The sequence below is a fragment of the Sneathiella aquimaris genome (assembly GCF_026409565.1).
GTDB classification, from domain to species: Bacteria; Pseudomonadota; Alphaproteobacteria; order Sneathiellales; family Sneathiellaceae; genus Sneathiella; species Sneathiella aquimaris.
Genome location: NZ_CP112881.1, coordinates 1,432,838 through 1,452,812 on the forward strand (window position 1 = coordinate 1,432,838; position 19,975 = coordinate 1,452,812).

The window sequence follows — 19,975 nt, forward strand, 5'->3', positions numbered from 1 at the left end:
GATGAAAACAGAAACCGGATTAGTTTCCTATAAAACCGTCTGGCATCTGGCCTGGCCGATCATTCTCTCAAATCTGTCTGTCCCTTTGTTGGGCGCCGTTGATACAGCCGTTATCGGTCATCTGCCAGACCCCGTTTATTTGGGTGCCGTTGGTATCGGGGCCATGATCTTCAGTTTTCTATATTGGGGGTTTGGCTTTTTGAAGATGGGGACAACAGGTTTTGTCTCGCAGGCGGCGGGGGCGCGTGATTTCGACCAAATCAAAACTATTTTGGCGCAAGCCCTGATGTTGGGGGGCTTTATCGCTGCATTGATTCTGCTCCTTCAATGGCCTGTATTGACGCTGGCTTTGTCGATCATTGACCCGAGTGACGGTGTTGCAGAAGGAGCCAGCCAATATTTTTACTGGCGAATATGGGGCGCGCCAGCCACCCTTGCTAACTATGCGCTTCTGGGGTTCTTCATCGGTCTGGGCCGGACAAAGACGGCACTGGTTATTCAGGTTTTAATGAATTTCATAAACATCATTCTGGATTTGGTGTTTGTTGTTTATCTGGATATGAAGGTCCCGGGCGTGGCCTTAGCTACCGCTATTTCCGAATGGATTGGGATGCTGATTGGGGCGATCTATCTGTATCGGGAATTGACTGTGATCGGTGGGCGCTGGATTGCCAGTAGTATTTTTAATCTTCAACGCATCTATTCGTTGATGGCCGTAAATACAGATATTTTCATTCGGACAATCATCCTGATTTTCAGCTTTTCTTACTTCACTGTCGCAGCGGCACAACTAGACGACGAGACATTGGCGGCCGTGACTGTCGCGATGAACTTCGTCTATTTTCTGGCCTTTGGTCTTGATGGGTTTGCACATGCCGCCGGGATTTTAGTCGGTAAAGCCATCGGTGCAAAAGAGCCCTCTGACCTGACCAAGGCGGTTCGGGCAAGCAATGTAATGGCGGTATCGGTAGCCATTGGATATGCGCTGTTTTATGGATTATTCGGGGTGTCTCTTGTCAATCTTCTGACTGATATCCCTTCGGTTCGGGAAACCGCGTATTCCTATCTACCCTGGCTGGTCGCAACGCCCGTGATCGCGGTCTGGTCCTATCAGTTTGATGGAATATTTGTTGGCGCCATGAAATCTCGAGAGATGCGCAACGGGATGATCCTCTCGTTTGTCGCCTATTTTGTGGCCATTGAAATGTTGCAGGATTGGCTTCATACAGATGGTCTTTGGATTGCCCTTCTTATTTTCTTTGCCATGCGGGGACTGACGCTGGCTCTTGTCTATCCCAGAGTCAAGAAGGCCGCTCAGTAGTTGTCTAGTTTCCAGCGATTTTTTTAAAGAGCGGATACAGAACAGGGATTACCGCAATAATAACGGCGATCCGTATAACATGCATGATTGACACAAACGCGACATCAATCCCAAGGGCGAGGGCGACTAGAGACATTTCCGCAAGGCCGCCGGGTGATAAGGCGAGGACCAGACCGGCGACACTGATGCCGGTAAAAGATGTGGCGAGAAAAGCAAGAGTGGTTGCGATTATCATCATAATGCCAGTGGATCCGATGCTGAGCAAAATTATGTTTCGTATTTGGGAAACGCTGGTGCCTAGAAACCTGAGGCCGATTGCTGATCCGATAACCAATTGTGCCAGGTATACCAAAACCATTGGAGGCTTCGCTGTAATGAAGCCCGACATTTCAAAAAGCGCTGCCACAAGGAGCGGTCCCATCAAATGATAGGCCGGGAATTTGAGTTTTTTTCCTGCAACATATCCGACGATGGCAGCAACCAACAACCATCCATATCCGGGTAAGTCTTCAAGCGTGCCGAATAAAGGGAGCTCTGTTGTTTGTCCGTGTGTCTGAACGCCATACCTGAAAACCAGGGGAACGGTCATGACCAGTAGAAGAACACGTGTAGCATGGATCAAGGCGATCTTTCTGCCATCGCCGCCTTTCGCTTCGCCCACCTCATACATGACATTAAAACCACCCGGGGCGGATGAGAAATAGGCCGTTGTTCGGTCAAATCCTCCAACGGTCCTGAAATAGAAATATGCAGCCGTCATAGACAACACGACCGAGAGCATCAGGATCACAAGGCCGTTTCCCCAGACCATTAAGTTATTCAGGGTGTCGGGAGAAAAACTGCTGCCCAGCATAACACCAAGCACAGAGGTCATGACTTGTCGTAAGGGCGGATAAACGGCAAGATCCACCCCTTTTACGGAAAGCACAGTCAGCAGGCACATGGATCCCATCATCCAGGCCAGTGGGAGATCAAAATAGAAAAAGACCCCCCCGCCGATTGTGCCAAACGCCAGTGATTTCAGTGTTTTAAGAAGTATTTCCTGCGTCATCAACGATCAATACAGACGTTCGCTATAGGATTTTTCCAGCGACTCGTCCAATTCCAGACTATCCAGGCCGGCGATCTGGTCTGCCAGAATTTTGCCGAGGGAGGGGAAATCTTTTTGGCTAACCTTATGGGTTTCACCCCAAAGGTCAGACCGAATAATTGCTTTTCCGCAATGCATGTAAGCTTCGCGCACAGTCACCTTCAGAACCGTTCTGGGGGTTTTTCCTTTTTCTTTAAACCTGTCCAAAAGATCGGCATCTGCCAAAATCTCGCAGGGGCCGTTGACGCGAAGTGTTTCACGAATGCCGGGGATAAAAAAAATCAAACCGACCTCGGGATTTTCAATAATATTACGGAGGCTGTCCGTAATGTTATTTCCAATGCGATCGGGGATCAAAATAGTCTGGTTGTCAGGCACAAGGACAAAGCCAGCCATATCGCCTTTGGGGGAGGCGTCCGCCCGTCCATTTTTGTCACTCGTTGACATGATGAGAAAGGGAGATCGAGCAATAAAGTTTTTGCCATGATCTTCAAGTGAAGGCAGGATTTTTTTTAACACTGCTTCCTTAGGCTCTCCGTAAATTGCACGGAGTTCCTCAAGAGAGTTAATCGACATTTAGGCCTCCTGGGGCAGGATGATTTTTTCGTTCGGGCAGGAAAATATTTTTGCATATTGCCCGAATTTATGGACCCTGTCACGTCTGAGATCGGGGTCCGTTATATTTTCCACGATGAAATCTTCGACGGAGGAGGCGGGAGATACCAGACTGCACATTAACCTTTGAATATTTTGTTGGCTCATTTCTTGGAACGGTGCCTTCGCAGTATTCAGGTCTTTAATCAAAATAGGATTGTCATTTTGAGCCAGATATCCTCGGAGGCTGATATAGGCAAATGCTGTTGTTAAAAGACCATTTTGCGAGCATTGTAAAGAGAGGTTCCTCAACTCAGAAAAGCGATAATTTTTGCCAACGGCTTCAGTTTTGTGCATGTGTCTCAGTTGGGCTTCAGTCAACCATGTGATGTGGCAGTCAGTTCCATGGCCTTTTGCCACCGCCAGCGTTGCCGGAATGGCGCCATAACCGGCGATATGAGCCGAATAGCCGATTAAATAGTCTTTTAAATGAGCCTGCGTAACATGGATGGCATCCGTTTCATGACCGCCAAACTTTCTGACAAGCTGTTCCGGTGCTGCGTTTGATCCACATGCCAAAACCGGGATGCGCCCCAAAGGCCAAAAATCCGGTGGCAGGTCGTGAACCTGATTGCCAGATACTGTGAAAGATCCTTTGGGCCTTGAATACGGATAATTTAGGGCACGGGTAATATCGTCAGTGTGTTCCTCGGCGGCAGGTTTCATTCTGGTAACGAAAGGGCAGCTCGTAAATCCGCTAACCGAATTGGTTTGGTGAAACTTTTAATGTCCCGCAACCCTTTAGCGCCTCCCAGGTCTTCTGCCAACTCTGCATATCTGGGATTGAAACCGGTCACAATCAAAATACGGGATTGACACTTCTGTTTGGCTAGCCAGCCGATTAATTCAACCCCATCCACGCCGGGCATTACCATGTCCAGGACAATGACAGCGGGCTCCTGCGCTTGATAGGATTTCATAAAGTCAGACGCATTGTCTGTTACCACGGCTTGAAATCCAAGTTCTTTGCCTACCTCACCGACATAGTCGCCGAAGTCACGTTCATCGTCGATGATAAGCAGTTTTTTCGCTTCTGGAGCTGTCCCACTATTTGATGTCATGGGGGTTTTCAATCATATAACTGGCGGTCCTTTTATAGTGTCACTCGAGTTTGATTAATAGTTATAAGGTGTTATAACCTTAAAGTGATCGAAAAATAAAAGCCAGCAAAAGGTAACAATTTTTTATTTACTGTAATTAATTTATTACTTTTTGGTGGATTACCGCCAGAGAAATGAATGTCAGGGTTGGTTAGCTAACCAAATGCATACCCCCATCAACGATAAGCAATTCACCGGTAACCAGATCACCCCCGGTAATGAACCATAAGACAGCATCAGCGATGTCTTCCGGCTGCGAAACCTTTGCCAACGGGACGCGTTTGGTCATGGCTACTCTGTTCTTTTCATAGTTTTCATCCCCCCAACCTTCGCGAAGCCAGCGGGTTTCAATCATCCCGGGACAGATCGCATTAACGGTTATTTCGGGGCCGAGGGTTCGGGCCAAACCTTTTGTCATGGAATTCAAGCCGCCCTTGGACGCAACATAAGCAAGGGATGAGCCGTGCCCATGGGTACCGGCGACTGAAGAAATCATGACAATTCTTCCCTTGCCTGACTCTTTCAGATAAGGGACGCAGGCGCGTGTCATTTGGAAAGGACCGATTGTGTTTACGGCGTAAATATCGTGAAAATCCTGGGCGTCCAAATCGTCCAGATTTTGATGGGGTACAAACTTTGTGCGCCCGGCATTGTTCACCAGAGCATCAATCCGGCCCCATTTATCAACAGCGGCCTGGGCCATTGCCCGGCAATCTTCGTCTTTTGAAACGTCCCCTTGAAAGAGAAGGGTGTCTACACCCAGGGCACTAACAGCTTTGGCCGTTTCTTCGGCTTCGTTCTTACTTTTTGTATAGTTGATTAAGACGTTATATCCTTTTTTTCCAAGAGCCATGGCGATCGCAGCTCCCGTTCCGGTGGCAGATCCCGTGACAATGGCAACTTTATTTGTGGCGTTCATTTTCTTTCCTTTTTGTTTTACGCGTTGCCTACCCTACCGAACTTCCTCAGGCAGGCGCAACGGTTTAGAATTATTTTCTTGCGTGAAAAAGAAGGAAGGGGTAGGGGCTTTGCTCATATTTTATCTGTTCATAGTCAGGCTGATCCAATGGAAATAGAATTCTCACCTCAGGTAGCAAAAGCCCTCGCAGACGGAAAACCAGTTGTGGCATTGGAATCGACCATTATCAGTCATGGTTTTCCCTTTCCAAAAAACATGGAACTGGCGGAACAAATGGAAACAGTGATCCGCGAGCAGGGGGCCGAGCCCGCGACGATTGCGCTGATTAACGGTGTAATAAAATGCGGTTTGTCTGTTGAGGAGTTGACGATCCTGGCGACTTCAGAAAATGTCGAGAAATGCTCGGTTCGTGATCTGCCTTCCGCGACGGCGCGCAAAATTACGGGTGCGACAACGGTTGCCTCTACCTCCTTTATTGCGGAACGCGCGGGTATAAAAGTCTTTGCAACGGGTGGTATTGGTGGTGTCCATCGCGGTGAAGAAGGCGGTAACGGTTTTGATATCTCTGCCGATCTTCTTGAATTATCCCGCTCTCGGGTCGCGGTTGTTGCTGCGGGCGCTAAATCCATTCTGGATTTGCCGGCAACGCTGGAGGTGCTGGAAAGTTATAGTGTTCCTGTTGTTGGATATAAAACTGACACTTTCCCGGCTTTTCATAGTTTATCAAGCGGCTTGCCACTTCCTGGTACGGCACCTGACATGGAGGCCCTTTGCAAAATTGTGAACATGCATTTTCAAATGGGTTTGCCGTCCGGTATTTTGATTTGTAATCCTGTGCCGCATGATCATGCGATGTCGAACGAAGAAGTTGATACCCTTGTCGATCAGGCACGGTTCGACGCCATCAAAGCAGGAGTTAAGGGCGCAAAGATAACGCCTTATATTCTGGGAGCCCTTAACCGTTTGTCCAATGGAAAGACCAGCGAAGTCAATCTTGCGCTGGCCTTGAATAATGCAAAAGTTGCTGCGGCACTTGCAGCGCGTTTAGCGGTTTGAAAAAAATCTTTTGGCAATAATGATACCGGTCACCATCGAGACGACAAAAACGGCAATCTTAGGGTCGGCGTAAGCAAGAGAGCTGACAGCTGGTCCCGGGCACAAACCCCCTATTCCCCAGCCAGCGCCAAATAAACCCGCGCCGACAAGCAGGCGGGCATCGATATCCTTTTTGCTGGGAAGGTGAAATTTCTCACCGAAAAATGGAATGGGACGCTTCAGCAGAAGTTTAAAGCTAACGACAGTTACCAGCACTGCTCCGCCCATAACGAAGGCGAGGCTGGGATCCCAGTTGCCGGTGATGTCGAGAAAACCGATGACTTTGCCCGGGCTCAGCATCCCAGAAATGGCGAGGCCCATACCAAATAGAACGCCGGAAATTGTTGCGATTATGTTGAACATTTGATCAGCCTCCTACAGCGGTGCGAATAACGAAAACGACAATACCGGCAACAGCCATGAAGGTCAGGGTCGCAGCGATTGAGCGCACGGAGAGTCTGCCGATACCGCAGACCCCATGTCCGCTTGTGCATCCCCCTCCAACTTGCGTGCCGATACCGACCAGAAGTCCGCCAGCAATTAACGCGGCGAAGTGTAATTGGTCGGCAAATCCGTACGGGTTTAGGGAAATGTAGGAAATATCTCCCCCGATAATCGGATACAGAGCTGCGCCGCCGATTAATCCAAGCAGGAATAAAAGACGCCATTTTTTTTCTGGGTCCGAAGGTGGTACAAGGCCACCAATGATACCGCTAATACCTGCGATGCGGCCGCCGGCGAAGAGTAAGGTTGCGGAGATGCCGAGAACCAGACCTCCAGCGAGGGATAAGAAAGGTGTGAAATTTTCCACGATTAGATACTCCATTCTGGATTGTTCAAGAGCGGGTTTCCTTTTTCAGAAAGAACTTTGAAGGCGTCATAGGTACTTAAAAACACCTGGATATTTTGATTGTGATTAAAGAAATCAGTTTGTTGCAAACGATCCATGACCGGCCCTTTGACTTCGGCAAAATGCAATATCACCCCGCCGTCAGAAAGTTCTTTCTGAACCATCTCCAACGTATGTAGGGCACTGCCGTCAATCGTGTTAATCGCACTGCAAATCAACAGGACGTCCGTGATTTCCTTGTTTGCGGCTACTTCGGAAAGCAGGAAGGTTTCAAGATAGGTTGCGTTGGCAAAAAACAGGCTTTCATCAATCCTGACAGCCAGTAGATGGGGATAGGTTTTCACTTTGTGGCGTTTTATGTTTCTAAAATGCTCGGTATTATCAACCTGACCCACCACGGCAATGTGAGGGCGACTGCTTCGCCAGAAATGTAGAAGCAATGACATTCCAATTCCAATGGTCAGGCCCGTTTCAATCCCAAGCAGCAGTACCGAAACAAAGGTGACGCCTTCCGCAATCCCGTCGGCTTTATCATAGCGGAGATTTTTTAAGAAGCCTTTCACATCCACCAGATCCAGAATGGCAACCAGAATGATGGCCGCCAAGACTGTTTTGGGCACGAAATAGAAGAGGGGTGTGAAAAAAGCGAGGGTCATTGCGATCAGGAGCGCTGTTATAATTGCAGCTCCCTGCGTATTGGCACCAGCGGCAAAATTGACAACGGATCGGCTGAAGCCGCCACAAACTGGACTGCCCCCGGTGAAGCCTGAACCTAGATTTGCAAATCCAAGACCCAACGCTTCCTGATTGACGTTCAGTTTTTGGCGGCGTCTGGCGGCCAGCACTTTGGCAATTGCCACACTCTCTACGTAACTGATCAAGGTAATCAGCAGGGCAGAGGGGAGGAGGTCCGAGACCAAACCAGCGGAAAAATCCGGGACCTGAAAGGCAGGAATGCCTTCCGGGATCAAGCCAATGATGGGTACCGCCGCGGTTTCGCTAAGATCAAAGGCCATCACGGTGAAGGTGGTAAGGATCAGGACGATAAGCGGCCCGGTTTTGGATAAGCCTTGTGCAAATGGATCCAGTGCTGGAATTTTTCTTAAAAGCGCTTCGAGATATTTGCGGAAAATATACAGCAGAACCATACTGAATAACCCGATGGCCAGGGTTGTAGCATTGATACCGTTTATTGTGTTTGATATGCCGTTTGGCGAGAATAAATCGAAAAAATGAAGCCGTTCGCTGAGCCCTGAAAACGGCGTAAGCTGACTAAATGCAATCATAAGAGCAGCGGCGCTGGTGAAACCCGCCATAACAGGGTGACTTAGAAATTCCGTCAGGAAACCCAGCTTCAAGACGCCGATAATCAGAAAGCACAAGGCAATCAAGACAGAAAGAACAAGGGCCGCGGAAAGGTAATCGCTACTCCCTTGCTCTGCAATTGTCGATAAGGCATAGGCCACCATAAGGGACGCGACAGCCACCGGCCCAACGGCGAGTGTCCGGCTACTGCCAAAAAAAGCATACAGAATGGGCGGTGCAATACTGGCGTATAAGCCAACTTCAGGAGGGAGGCCGGCAAGAGCCGAATAGGCCATGGCTTGGGGGATCAACAGAATTGCAGTAATAATACCAGCTGACAAGTCCCCGCTGAATGTGCTGATGGAATAGTTCCGGCCCCAATCCAGAATAGGCAAAAAGCGGGTTAATGAGACAGTCACTGGGAAATATCCTCTGAACAATAAAGGTCATAAAGTGTGGCGATCACATTTTTTGCCTCATCCCCCTCAAGGGAATAGAAAATAGTCTGCCCCTCTCTTCTGGTTTTAACCAATCCATCTTTTCTAAGAAGGGACAGCTGTTGAGACACAGAAGAGGGGCGCATTTGTAAAATGCTTGCAAGGTCACTGACCGAGCGCTCCGTATCAGCCATCTGACAAAGGAGCATAAGCCGTGTTTCACTCGACAACGCTTTCATCAAGGTACTGGCACGCTGCGCGGCAAATTTCATATTTTCAATATTCATACTTGTTTATCTACATATATACAGATATATAGTCAATATGAAAATTTTGGCGATCTGATCATGGATTGTCAGGGACAACCCAGAATGAGGTGCAAAATGAAGCCGATCGTGACAGCTTTTTTCCATGAGCCAACGTTTACGGTAACGTATGTGGTCACAGATGGTTCGTCGGGCCAATGTGCAATTATTGACAGTGTCTTGGATTATGATCCAAAATCCGGTCGGACGGACACGGAAACCGCTGATGCTATCGTCGATTTCATTAAAAAAGAAGGGATGACTGTCGACTGGATCCTTGAAACCCATGTCCATGCGGATCACTTGACCGCTGCGCCGTATTTAAAGGAAAAACTGGGCGGGGCAATCGGTATCGGTGCGGCGGTAACGAAAGTGCAGGCCGTGTTTACCGGTGTGTTTAACGTGGCGAATGAAGTTCCGACAGACGGCTCACAATTTGATCAATTGCTGGCGGATGGCGAAACGATTTCCTGTGGGCAGATGGCCATAAAAACAATCTCCGTTCCGGGGCATACTCCGGCCTGTGTCGCCTATGAAATTGGCGATGCCGTTTTTGTGGGGGATACTTTGTTTATGCCAGATTTTGGTACGGCCCGATGTGATTTCCCAGGGGGCGATGCCAAGGCCCTTTACAATTCAATCCGAAAAATCCTGTCTCTGCCTGGCGATACACGACTGTTTATGTGCCACGACTATGCACCCGATGGGCGAGACTATGTCTGGGAAACAACTGTCGCAGAGCAAAACGCAAAGAACATTCATATCAGCGAAGGTGTCTCACAAGAGGAATTTGTCAAAATGCGGGAGGCCAGAGATAAAGAGCTGAGCATGCCCGTTCTAATCATACCGTCCGTACAGGTAAATATTCGGGCAGGGCATATGCCGCTTCCTGAAGGAAATGGCACGCGCTACCTGAAAGTACCAATCAACCAGCTTTAAGGAGCATTGCTGTCAGCCACAGAAATCAGAATGTTGGCATTCGCTGGCACCATTGGAAATCGTTGGAGTGAGGTCGGGGCCTGCATGAATTGCAGGCTCCTTTTCTTTGGTGCGTATCTTTTAGGATCAACAGATAGGGGCTTTGGGTTCCACTTGTCGCGGGTGGCAATCGGTGCCCATAGGCTATGCCTTGAAAGAAAGGCTGATCCGCCTTGCATGGTTTGAATAATCAGGCGCGGGATGGTCTAGTTGCGGTCAGCCACACGAACGAGGTTGCCGGTGCCCGCTGAAACAACAAAGCATGTCATTGATTTACGCTCAAGTGCCTTGCATAGATTGCGGGCGCCCTGTTCGTTAAAGCCGACCATCTGGGCGCGGTAAATGGCGGTGCCATTTTGTGTCACGCGTTGGATGTTGAACTGACCGTTATCAAGCAAGCCATTGCTTAGCCTGTTTGCTTTGTTAAGCTGACTGCGGGCTTTGTCTGCGCGGGAAAATGCGCCGACCTGAATACCCCAGGTTCCTTCGCCAATCGCTGTTTTCTTAATCGCGGCGACAGTGCCCGGTGTATCAATATTGCTTCTGGCAATCTGAACTGCAGGTTTGCTTTTATGGGACGTTCCCAATGCAATCCGCAAGGGTCTGGTTGTTGGCGTGGGTATGGTTGTTGGATATATGGTTTCGATCTTGGTGAAGCCTTTATCCAATAGCTTTTTCATGTGACGGTCGCGGCTTTTGGCGGAGCGCCCACCAAAAACGACACCGATCAATCGATTGCGTCCACGCTTTGCTGAGGCAACCAGATTAAAGCCAGAGGCCCGGATATACCCGGTTTTAATTCCATCGGCACCTTTGTATTTTCCGAGCAGGTTGTTGTGATTTTTATAGGCCTTGCCTTTATAATCAAACTTCTGCAGTGACAGGTAATTGTAATAATGCGGAAAGTCGTGAATCATGGCAGCGCCAAGGATAGCCATATCCCGTGCGGTGCTTTTTTGACGACGATTGGGCAGGCCGCTTGCATTTCTAAAAGAAGTGCGCTGCATGCCTAGCTTCCGCGCTTTTTCCGTCATTTTACGAGCAAATGCAGCCTCTGTGGGCGCCATCGCCTCAGCAAGAACGGTAGCTGCGTCATTGGCTGATTTTGTGATAAGACCGAAAACGGCGTCCCGCACGCTGATGCGGCCGCCTCTTTTCAGGCCTAGCTTTGTGGGCGCTTGCCCTTCAGCCCGCTTGGAGACGACTAACATCTGGTCAAAGCGCAGCTGTCCTCGATCCAGGGCTTCGAAAGTCATGTAGAGTGTCATGATTTTCGTCAACGATGCCGGGTAAAGTTTCTTGTCAGCATTTCGAGAATAGATAACCTGGCCGGTGCGGCTGTCCATAACGACTGAGGCGTAACGTGCAAGGGTGTCGCCAGGGAACAATGTAATCGCGAGCAGAATGAGTGCAAGGGTCGACAATAGTGCTTTGTTGATCATCTTGGATCCCCCGCCCTTTTTTTGACGTAATTCACTCATACGGTCGAAAATGCAATTCTGTGTGTACTGTTCACTCAAGGAAAACCTACTTTTCATTGCTTGACCGGCTAAAATCGAACTTTTTTGTCGTTATAACTCTAGAGTGTAAAAAAAGAAGCGAATCATGTCTACCAAAATCGGAAAAAACATTTAGATTCATGGTCAAACACAAACTTTCTAAGAAATTATCTCATATCCAGAATAATTGAATATTTGCTGAACGGTCATATAGTATCCGTTCAAGGTTAATAAGTCGTAAGTGCACATCGAGATCATTCCAGTCGATAAGAGGCGAAATTGAAGCGAAAAATTCTAGGCATTTTAGGAGCAATGGTTCTGAGTGGATGCACAGCCAATGGCGGTACGGACAATCCGCTTGTCCGGCCATTCCAGTATTTTTCATATCTAAATGGCGATGATATTCGAAATAGCTGCACTGATGGCAGCGACTCTCGTTATCGCCTCGTTTTTAACGGTTTATATGAACAGCAGGTGCGAACATATGATATCCGTCAGCCGGCAAATGCTAGAACGGGCGTTCAGACGACCCGTGTGTTTGCCCGTGGAATTGGCGCCAACTTTTCAATTGGCAGGGATGGGATCGACTTTCAGGGAACGTCGAACAGCACCGAGGTTCTGACCTATGATGATCTATTGGCGATCGATAAGGCGTTAATTGAGGCAGGTTTTGAGCGTCCCAGTTTGGATGGCCAGATTTTACACTCAGATGAGTTTTATTGGATCGCCATGGTTTGCAGGTCCGGGGCGTTCAAGTATTTTGCCTGGACAAAGGATATGGTCGATATAGAGGGGCTCCCTCTATTGGAAGCAGTTTCGCGGAAAGACCTAACTGATATTGAGCCGGTTCCAATTCGTGAGCCGATCATTCATGACAGGGGCGGTCGCAATCAGGTTGGGTTGGAAGGTGGTAGTTATTTTTCACTAGAGGTGGGTGATAACGGTTTGAAGCTTTAGAAAGTGAGTTGTTTATATCGCTTGTGCAAATTTTTTTCGAGTTGTTTTGATTGATGATGAAAAAAATTCATATAAAACAATAGATTAGATATTATTGTGCGCTGCACAAAAAGTATTGACAAAACAGGTTTATTGAATATATAAATAGCACATTGTTGCAGTGCAGCATGATTTGAGATGTAACCTGAAAGGTCAAACAAATGAGCAACACAACTACTAAAGCGAAAACAGCAACGACTGCTAAAAAAGAAGCTGCTGATATCACAAAAGATTTTGAAGTCCTGATGACTGCGAACCGCAAGACATTACAGGACGCCTTTAAGTCCGGTACAGACGCCGCAGAAAGCGCGTTTAAATCAGGTAGTGAAGCTTTCAAAGCAAACTACGAAAAAGCTGTAAAAGACGGCAAGGCAAACGTTGAAAAAGCCACCAAATCTCTAAGCGAAGTTCCTTTTTACGATGCTGAAGGATCAGAATCCTTCATGAAAGTTGGAGCAACTGCTGTTGAGAAAGGCGAAAAGATTAGTGCAGAAATCGTAGAATTCAGCACTGAGCAAGTATCTGAGTATTTCTCTGTAACGCGTTCCTTGATTGAAGCTGAAGACGTTCAGAAAGCAATTGAATTGCAATCTGAGTACGCTCGCAGTTCAGTAGAAACCTATGTCAGTGAATTTGGCAAACTGAACTCAATGTTCGTTGATGCCGCCAAAACTGTTATGGAACCATTTGGCGCACAGTATGCAGCCAATATGGACAAGTTCCTGAACCGCGCATAAATCAGACTAAATCAGTTCTATCATCTCACAGAAAGGCCCGGCTTGTCCGGGCCTTTTTTGCTGTTTGATCGACATCAACAATGAAAAATAATGACGAAAACCGCCAAAAAATAAAAAAATACAAAATTCCTTTAGGACAATTCATCATTTTTTTTGAATTTCCTGCTATGATCTCTAACTATGTATAGAGGGGCAAAGTAACGAGTCATCTGAAATAGGATAAAAAATACCGGAAATGAAGTATACCAGTTCGCTGATTAAAATGACGGATGATACGGATGGCAATAACAATGGTGGGGATGCGGACACTGGGGTTGTTACCAAGACCAAACCGAAAACAAAGAAACCATCAATGTGGCGCGTCCTGTTGTTAAACGATGACTATACACCGATGGAGTTTGTCGTGTTCGTGTTGCAGCGCTTTTTTGGAATGGACGAGCAGACCGCCGCACAGGTAATGCTGCACGTCCATCATAAAGGTGTCGGGAATTGTGGTGTTTTCCCGTATGAAGTCGCTGAAACAAAAGTAGCCCAGGTAATTGATTTCGCACGCGAAAATCAACATCCTCTTCAATGTACAATGGAGAAAGAATAGTGCCAGGATTTTCTAATTCCCTCGAAGAAAGCTTACATCGTGCGATGGCTTTGGCGACTTCTCGTCGTCATGAGTTTGCGATGCTGGAGCATTTACTTTTCTCCCTTACAGAAGATCAGGATGCAGCCGCTGTCATGCGGGCGTGTAATGTGGATCTGGAGTTGCTGAAAAAAGAACTCGATCAGTTTATCACGGATGAACTGGACGATCTGGTCATGGATAGTTTTGTGGAGGCGAGACCGACCCTCTCGTTCCAGCGTGTCGTTCAAAGGGCGTTGATCAATGTGGAAAGCTCCGGCCGTGAAGAAGTAACCGGCGCCAATGTTCTTGTCGCGATTTTCTCGGAACGCGAAAGCCATGCCGCCTATTTTCTACAAAAACAGGATATGACCCGTCTGGATGCAATCAGTTATATCAGCCACGGTGTTGCGAAAGCACCAGGCCATGAATCTGCGCGCATTGTGCGCGGTGCAGATGATCCGGCAGACGATGAGCATCATGATCCACATTTGGAGTCTGGTGAAGAGGGCAACAGCAAGACGGAGTCCTTAGATGCCTATTGTGTCAATCTGAATGAAAAAGCTTTCAACGGTAAAATCGATCCTTTGATCGGCCGTGAAGAAGAAGTTGAGCGGACAATCCAGATTTTATGCCGCCGATCAAAAAACAATCCCCTGTATGTTGGCGATCCGGGCGTTGGTAAAACAGCCATTGCAGAAGGTTTGGCAAAACGGATTGTGGACGGGGATGTCCCCGAGGTTTTGCTTCCCGCTGTTATTTATTCGTTGGATATGGGGTCCTTGCTGGCCGGTACGCGGTATCGCGGGGATTTTGAAGAACGCCTGAAAGCGGTCATGACAGAACTTGAAGGGATGGATCATGCCATCCTGTTCATCGACGAGATACACACCATTATTGGTGCCGGTGCGACAAGTGGCGGTGCAATGGATGCGTCAAACTTACTGAAGCCCGCTCTTGCAAGTGGCGCGATACGGTGTATTGGATCGACGACCTACAAAGAGTTTAGAAGTCATTTTGAAAAAGATCGGGCTTTATTGCGCCGGTTCCAGAAAATTGATGTTCATGAACCCAGCATTCCTGACAGCATTAAGATTTTGAAGGGTTTAAAACCTTATTTTGAAGAGCATCATAAGGTTCGCTACACGGCGGATGCCATTAAAACATCGGTTGAGCTGGCAGCGCGCTATATCAATGATCGCAAATTGCCAGATAAAGCAATTGACGTGATTGATGAGGTTGGTGCCGCACAAATGCTGAAACCGGAAAGCCGTCGCAAGAAGGTGATTGGTGTTCGGGATGTTGAGGAAATCGTGGCTAAAATCGCCCGCATTCCACCGAAATCTGTTTCCAAAGAAGATACTGAAAGCTTGCGGAAGCTTGATGTTGAATTGAAACGGGTGGTGTTTGGACAGGATGCTGCAATCGAAGCGTTGGCAAGTTCCATCAAGCTTGCCCGCGCCGGATTAAGAGAGCCTGAAAAACCGATCGGTAATTATCTGTTCTCTGGCCCTACTGGTGTGGGTAAGACTGAAGTTGCGAAACAGCTGGCCTCTATCATGGGGGTGGAGTTAATCCGTTTCGATATGTCTGAATATATGGAGCGCCATACAGTCAGCCGTTTGATCGGGGCCCCTCCGGGCTATGTTGGGTATGATCAAGGTGGTTTGCTGACTGATGCAATCGACCAGCAACCTCATGCGGTTCTTTTACTGGATGAAATTGAAAAAGCTCATCCGGACCTTTTCAATATTTTATTGCAGGTTATGGATCACGGTAAACTCACTGACCATAACGGCAAGCATGTGGACTTCCGGAATGTTGTTTTGATCATGACATCCAATGCCGGTGCCCAGGAAATGAGTAAGCAGGCGATTGGGTTCGGTAATCCCGTTCGCGAAGGCGAGGACGAAGAAGCCATCAAGCGTCTGTTCACGCCTGAATTCAGGAACCGTCTGGATGCCGTCGTGCCGTTTTCACCGCTGCCACCAGAAGTTGTCTCGCGGGTTGTTGAAAAATTTGTTCTGCAACTGGAAACACAGCTTCAAGATCGCAATGTGACCTTGTCCCTGACCGATGCGGCGGCCTCGTGGCTTGCTGAAAAAGGCTATGATGTTCTGAACGGTGCTCGGCCACTTGCCCGCGTTATACAAGAGCATATTAAAAAGCCGCTTTCCGAAGAGCTTCTGTTTGGCAAACTGTCGAAGGGTGGTCATGTCAGTATCGGATTTAAGAAGGGCGAATTGACGTTCAATATCGAAAGCGCTGAAGAAGTGAACGAGCGTGAAAAACTTGATAAAGACGATAAAAAGCGAAACGACAAAAAAGACAGCGAAGCTGTTTAATGAAAAGCGGGGCCAGATCGGCCCCGCTTTTTTGTCACTTTATTGATGAGGCAACAATCTATTTTTGCCCGATTACCCGACGGCCGGAATTGATCTGTTTTAGATATTCAATACCTTCATCAGCAATGGCATAGCCGACCATATCCTCACCTTCCTGATCAATTTCATCCATATCGATCCAGTGGGAATAGAGGGGGCGTGTGCGATCTGTGATAATGCCAGATTTAAGAAGCGTTTTGACCAAGACCCGGAAGATATTGGTGGATTCTTTGAGGGAATCCCGACGGTCGTTGTCCGTGTAAACTTCACGGCATGCATCACGAACCCATTCCCATTCCAGTCCGAATTGTTGGTAAATTACCTGTTTCTGACGAATGTTGACCAGATTGAACAGCACAGTTTCAAAGCATTTTGCCGCCCAGTCTTCGACGATGTCATGTTCTTCGCGAGAGAGTTTCGGAATGGTTCTGTCAGCCCAGATTTTTCCAAATTTATGGTGAAACGCTTCGTCCGTCATGACGAGCTGGGTCAGTCGTTTCAGCAGTGGATCATTTGTTTTTGCGTGGAAATTGGCAAAGGCGCCCATTGCGAGACCTTCAATAAGCATTTGCATTCCGACCAGTTTTTTATAAACCTGCTCAGCACCAACCAGTTCATTCATCAAACCACCGAGGGCTTCTCCAACAGGGTAGGGGCTTCCCCAGCGGGTCTGAATGTAACGGCTAAATGCTGTCACATGCCTCGCTTCCTCTCTGGTTTGGTTGGAGGCATATTCCTGAGCCCCCGGATCCAGCAGGATATGGCACAGGCTCGCACTCAGGGAGAGCGCGCCTTGTTCGCCATGTAGAATACCTGAAACGCCCCAGCGTACGCTTTCATTTGCCAGCTTGATCTGTTGTCCTTCATCAAGTCTGTCGGCGACGGCGCTTTGCAATTCCGGAATGGTTTCTTTTGGCATGATCATTTCATTTTTCATGTCAAAAGGCGTTGAAAAGTCGATATAGGCAGTATCGAGAGGATCCCAGAAATGATCATGGGTTGCCGAGATGATTTTATCAAATGCATCCGTTCTTTTTCCATAGCGGACTGTTTCAAGCATGGCTGGAAAATCAGATGGGGCAACCGAGTCGTATATTTCATCCCGAGTTATATGTTCGTTCATTGGGTTTCCTCTCAGTTTGCTCTATTTTGAGCTTTCTTATTGCTTTACGTTTACGTAAACGTTAATTACAGTTTACACTATTTGTTAGTAAAAGACAATAAAGGGATCATGTTAAGTGACGCAGCGTTCGCAAGGAACTGTGTCTGTCTTCAGTTTTTTTTATAAGGCGAGTGATTGTTTAAATACTGGATTTCGGCGTTCATATCCCGAGTTTCTGCTTTCAGAAAGTCACCAACGGCGTCGTGAAAACCCGGATCCCGCATCCAGTGCGCGGAATAGGTTTTTGTTGGGAGGTAGCCCCGTGCAAGTTTATGAGGGCCTTGGGCACCCGCCTCCACGCGTTTCAATCCATGCTCGATTGCATAGTCGATTGCCCGGTAATAACAGGTCTCAAAGTGAAGAAAACGATGGTCTTCGATGCAGCCCCAGTAGCGACCATAAAGGCATTCATCACTTTTAAGGTTCAGGGCGGCGGCAATGTAGCGGCCTTCGCGTTTCACCAAGAATAACACAACATCTGATCCCATGGCAGGCCCCAGAAGACTGAAGAAGGATCGTGTTAAATAGGGGGTGCCCCATTTGCGATTTCCCGTGTCGATATAGAATGCAAAAAATGCGTCCCAATGTTCCTCGGTAATCTCAGCCCCTTGTTTAATCTCGAAAGTCAGATCCGCGTGGTTGGCTTCTTTTCTTTCTTTTCGGATGGCTTTGCGTTTGCGGGATGATAGCTGGCTTAAAAAGTCGTCAAAGTCAGTATAATCTTGATTGACCCAGTGAAACTGTTCACCGGTGCGGATCAGATACCCGTTGTCTTCAAGAAGGGGAAGGTCATGTTCCTGAACGAAGGTCGCATGAACAGAGGAAATTCCCAGTTTTGTTGCAATTTGTTTTGCCCCGGACATAAGCAAGGATTTGTACTCGTTCTCCTTTTCTCCGCCAATGGCAAGGAAGCGGGGCCCGGTGACCGGGGAAAAGGGAATGGATAGCTGCAGTTTAGGATAGTAGCGACCGCCGGCTCGTTCGTAAGCATGAGCCCAGCTGTGATCGAAAACATACTCTCCCTGACTATGGCCTTTGATATATTGAGGGGCAACGCCCACAACTTTATCGTGGTCTCTAAGGACCAAGTGGTATGGCATCCAGCCTGTTTCAGCGGTCGCAGAGCCGCTTTCTTCCAGAGCGTTTAGAAAACCGTATTGAATAAACGGGTGGTTGCTGCTGACGCACTTATTCCATTCCTGTTCTTCTACTTCTGAAATAGTTTGAAGGGTCGAGATGGAAAGTGGGTTTGTCATAATACCAGAACCAGACGAAGCTTTGTTACAAGATTAGCGGATATGATCTACAGGCAGGCTTTCAAATATAATATTGTCGGCCCGTTTTTTTGCGATAGCCAGATGGTCTTCTGTTTGAACAGTCCACGCTAGAAGCTTCATATTGTGTTTTAAGGCACTTTTTACCACCCAATAACTGATATCTTTCACATCATACCCGATATAGTGCGGGCGGCTGATGAAATTCGTTAGAAGGTAACGCATCATGATTTTCTTGAAAAACGAGACATGGGCTGGCGGGTGTTTCATCGCCAATTGGCCTCTGATGACATCAGGGGCATTGAGACGAAACCACTTCAAGATATTGGGATCAAAGCTTTGAATGCAGAAAGCGCCAGAATAGTCTTTCAGGCATTCCCATACTTTTGCCGCCAGCAACAGGTTATCGATTGGACTTCTTTTAAGTTCAATAACCAGCGGAACGGCGCCGTTCACCAAGGCCAATACGTCTTTGAGGGACGGAATGGTGTCTTGGGAGTTGTTCAGGCGTATATGATGCAGCTCTTCAGACGGAACCTCTGCAATGGATCTGCTGTCCGCAGTCATCCTGGACAGTGCCGTATCGTGAAAAACGAACGGGACCAAATCCGCCGAAAGATGAACATCCAATTCGATTGCAAGGTCGGCATCCATGGCTTTTTTAAAGGCCGTCAGGCTGTTTTCTTCTGCGCCCGATTGTGCATCATGAAGGCCACGATGCGCAATCGGTATAGCTGTTAGCCAATCAGGAAGCGTGGCGGGCTTACTTGATCTCAAAAACAGCATCAATTTCAACAGCAACATTCAAAGGAAGGGCATTTGTACCAACCGCGAAACGCGCATGTCGCCCCGCATCTCCAAAGACCTCAACCATTAGATCGGATGCACCGTTAATGACCGTCGGTTGTTGTGCAAATCCGTCAACGCAATTTACAAAACCGCCCAATTTTACACAGCGTGTCACCCGGTCCAGATCTCCGCCGCATGCCGCTTTTACCTGGGCCAGAATATTCAGGGCGCAGACGCGCGCACATTCCGCGCCTTCTTCGACTGTAAATTCTTTGCCAACCTTGCCCTGAAACGTGATGGCACCATCGACAAAGGGTACCTGTCCCGAAACAAATACAAGGTTGCCAGAAACAGTGTAGGGAATGTAATTCGCGGCAGGCGCGGCTGCTTCTGGAATTACAAGACCAAGTTTTTCAAGTTGGGCGTCAATTTTTCCTGACATGCGTTGTTATTTCCTCTTTATTTTC

At 47.9% G+C, this 19,975-nt stretch carries 21 protein-coding genes; 7 read left to right on the forward strand and 14 right to left on the reverse strand.

The genetic code is table 11. The annotated features are described in order from the left end of the window. Position 1 precedes the first annotated feature (1 nt). Positions 2-1,321 carry an MATE family efflux transporter gene (locus OIR97_RS06595; RefSeq protein ID WP_169544788.1) on the forward strand — a complete coding sequence of 440 codons (1,320 nt, stop codon included), beginning with the start codon at positions 2-4 and terminating at the stop codon, positions 1,319-1,321. 4 nt (positions 1,322-1,325) lie between these two features. Here the strand turns inward: OIR97_RS06595 and OIR97_RS06600 are convergent, their stop codons facing one another. The 5 genes from OIR97_RS06600 to OIR97_RS06620 all read right to left on the reverse strand — a co-directional run bounded on the left by OIR97_RS06600 (position 1,326) and on the right by OIR97_RS06620 (position 5,084). Then, positions 1,326-2,372 carry an AbrB family transcriptional regulator gene (locus tag OIR97_RS06600; protein ID WP_169544789.1) on the reverse strand — a complete coding sequence of 349 codons (1,047 nt, stop codon included), beginning with the start codon at positions 2,370-2,372 and terminating at the stop codon, positions 1,326-1,328. A gap of 6 nt (positions 2,373-2,378) precedes the next feature. Further along, positions 2,379-2,987, reverse strand: a complete 609-nt coding sequence (locus OIR97_RS06605; protein WP_169544790.1) for a pyridoxamine 5'-phosphate oxidase family protein — start codon at positions 2,985-2,987, stop codon at positions 2,379-2,381. Continuing rightward, entirely contained in the window at positions 2,988-3,731 is a 744-nt protein-coding gene (locus OIR97_RS06610) for a hypothetical protein (protein ID WP_169544791.1), read from the reverse strand. Continuing rightward, positions 3,728-4,126, reverse strand: coding sequence for a response regulator (locus OIR97_RS06615; protein WP_169544792.1), 399 nt, complete (start codon positions 4,124-4,126; stop codon positions 3,728-3,730). The genes OIR97_RS06610 and OIR97_RS06615 overlap by 4 nt, the downstream gene beginning before the upstream one ends. Before the next feature lie 190 nt (positions 4,127-4,316). After that, positions 4,317-5,084: an SDR family NAD(P)-dependent oxidoreductase gene (locus OIR97_RS06620; RefSeq protein WP_169544793.1), complete on the reverse strand. Its 768-nt coding sequence runs from the start codon at positions 5,082-5,084 to the stop codon at positions 4,317-4,319. A 147-nt stretch (positions 5,085-5,231) separates the two neighbouring features. Between OIR97_RS06620 and OIR97_RS06625 the strand changes: the two genes are divergently transcribed. Beyond that, positions 5,232-6,140, forward strand: coding sequence for a pseudouridine-5'-phosphate glycosidase (locus OIR97_RS06625; RefSeq protein ID WP_169544794.1), 909 nt, complete (start codon positions 5,232-5,234; stop codon positions 6,138-6,140). Here OIR97_RS06625 and OIR97_RS06630 read toward each other — a convergent pair. The 4 genes from OIR97_RS06630 to OIR97_RS06645 are packed head-to-tail and all read right to left on the reverse strand — an operon-like array spanning position 6,129 to position 9,058. Beyond that, positions 6,129-6,542 carry a DUF6691 family protein gene (locus tag OIR97_RS06630; RefSeq protein ID WP_169544795.1) on the reverse strand — a complete coding sequence of 138 codons (414 nt, stop codon included), beginning with the start codon at positions 6,540-6,542 and terminating at the stop codon, positions 6,129-6,131. The genes OIR97_RS06625 and OIR97_RS06630 overlap by 12 nt on opposite strands. 4 nt (positions 6,543-6,546) lie before the next feature. Then, positions 6,547-6,990, reverse strand: coding sequence for a YeeE/YedE family protein (locus OIR97_RS06635; protein WP_219821679.1), 444 nt, complete (start codon positions 6,988-6,990; stop codon positions 6,547-6,549). A 2-nt stretch (positions 6,991-6,992) separates the two neighbouring features. After that, on the reverse strand, positions 6,993-8,753 hold the full coding sequence (locus OIR97_RS06640) for a SulP family inorganic anion transporter (protein ID WP_169544797.1): 1,761 nt from the start codon (positions 8,751-8,753) through the stop codon (positions 6,993-6,995). After that, on the reverse strand, positions 8,750-9,058 hold the full coding sequence (locus tag OIR97_RS06645) for an ArsR/SmtB family transcription factor (protein WP_219821680.1): 309 nt from the start codon (positions 9,056-9,058) through the stop codon (positions 8,750-8,752). Before OIR97_RS06645 ends, OIR97_RS06640 begins: the two co-directional genes overlap by 4 nt. Before the next feature lie 96 nt (positions 9,059-9,154). On the opposite strand from OIR97_RS06645, the gene OIR97_RS06650 reads away from it, so the two are divergent. After that, positions 9,155-10,015, forward strand: a complete 861-nt coding sequence (locus OIR97_RS06650; RefSeq protein ID WP_169544798.1) for an MBL fold metallo-hydrolase — start codon at positions 9,155-9,157, stop codon at positions 10,013-10,015. A 245-nt stretch (positions 10,016-10,260) separates the two neighbouring features. On the opposite strand, the gene OIR97_RS06655 is transcribed toward OIR97_RS06650, so the two are convergent. Then, positions 10,261-11,496 (reverse strand): serine hydrolase, encoded by a 1,236-nt coding sequence (locus OIR97_RS06655; protein ID WP_169544799.1) that lies wholly within the window; start codon positions 11,494-11,496, stop codon positions 10,261-10,263. Between the two features lie 336 nt (positions 11,497-11,832). On the opposite strand from OIR97_RS06655, the gene OIR97_RS06660 reads away from it, so the two are divergent. From OIR97_RS06660 to clpA, 4 genes are all read left to right on the forward strand, one after another. Beyond that, positions 11,833-12,510, forward strand: coding sequence for a hypothetical protein (locus OIR97_RS06660; RefSeq protein WP_169544800.1), 678 nt, complete (start codon positions 11,833-11,835; stop codon positions 12,508-12,510). Positions 12,511-12,710: 200 nt separating this feature from the next. Continuing rightward, positions 12,711-13,286 carry a phasin family protein gene (locus OIR97_RS06665; RefSeq protein WP_169544801.1) on the forward strand — a complete coding sequence of 192 codons (576 nt, stop codon included), beginning with the start codon at positions 12,711-12,713 and terminating at the stop codon, positions 13,284-13,286. Positions 13,287-13,548: 262 nt separating this feature from the next. Then, positions 13,549-13,881, forward strand: coding sequence for an ATP-dependent Clp protease adapter ClpS (gene clpS / locus OIR97_RS06670; protein WP_219821746.1), 333 nt, complete (start codon positions 13,549-13,551; stop codon positions 13,879-13,881). Further along, on the forward strand, positions 13,881-16,244 hold the full coding sequence (clpA, locus tag OIR97_RS06675; protein ID WP_169544803.1) for an ATP-dependent Clp protease ATP-binding subunit ClpA: 2,364 nt from the start codon (positions 13,881-13,883) through the stop codon (positions 16,242-16,244). Before clpS ends, clpA begins: the two co-directional genes overlap by 1 nt. A gap of 58 nt (positions 16,245-16,302) precedes the next feature. Here the strand turns inward: clpA and OIR97_RS06680 are convergent, their stop codons facing one another. The 4 genes from OIR97_RS06680 to OIR97_RS06695 all read right to left on the reverse strand — a co-directional run bounded on the left by OIR97_RS06680 (position 16,303) and on the right by OIR97_RS06695 (position 19,950). Further along, complete coding sequence (locus OIR97_RS06680) at positions 16,303-17,406, reverse strand: ferritin-like domain-containing protein (protein ID WP_169544804.1); 1,104 nt, start codon at positions 17,404-17,406, stop codon at positions 16,303-16,305. Between the two features lie 149 nt (positions 17,407-17,555). Then, positions 17,556-18,701 carry a GNAT family N-acetyltransferase gene (locus tag OIR97_RS06685; protein WP_169544805.1) on the reverse strand — a complete coding sequence of 382 codons (1,146 nt, stop codon included), beginning with the start codon at positions 18,699-18,701 and terminating at the stop codon, positions 17,556-17,558. 33 nt (positions 18,702-18,734) lie between these two features. Then, positions 18,735-19,496: a glycerophosphodiester phosphodiesterase family protein gene (locus OIR97_RS06690; RefSeq protein WP_169544806.1), complete on the reverse strand. Its 762-nt coding sequence runs from the start codon at positions 19,494-19,496 to the stop codon at positions 18,735-18,737. After that, positions 19,483-19,950: a RidA family protein gene (locus OIR97_RS06695; RefSeq protein WP_169544807.1), complete on the reverse strand. Its 468-nt coding sequence runs from the start codon at positions 19,948-19,950 to the stop codon at positions 19,483-19,485. The genes OIR97_RS06690 and OIR97_RS06695 overlap by 14 nt, the downstream gene beginning before the upstream one ends. Between the last annotated feature and the right edge of the window lie 25 nt (positions 19,951-19,975).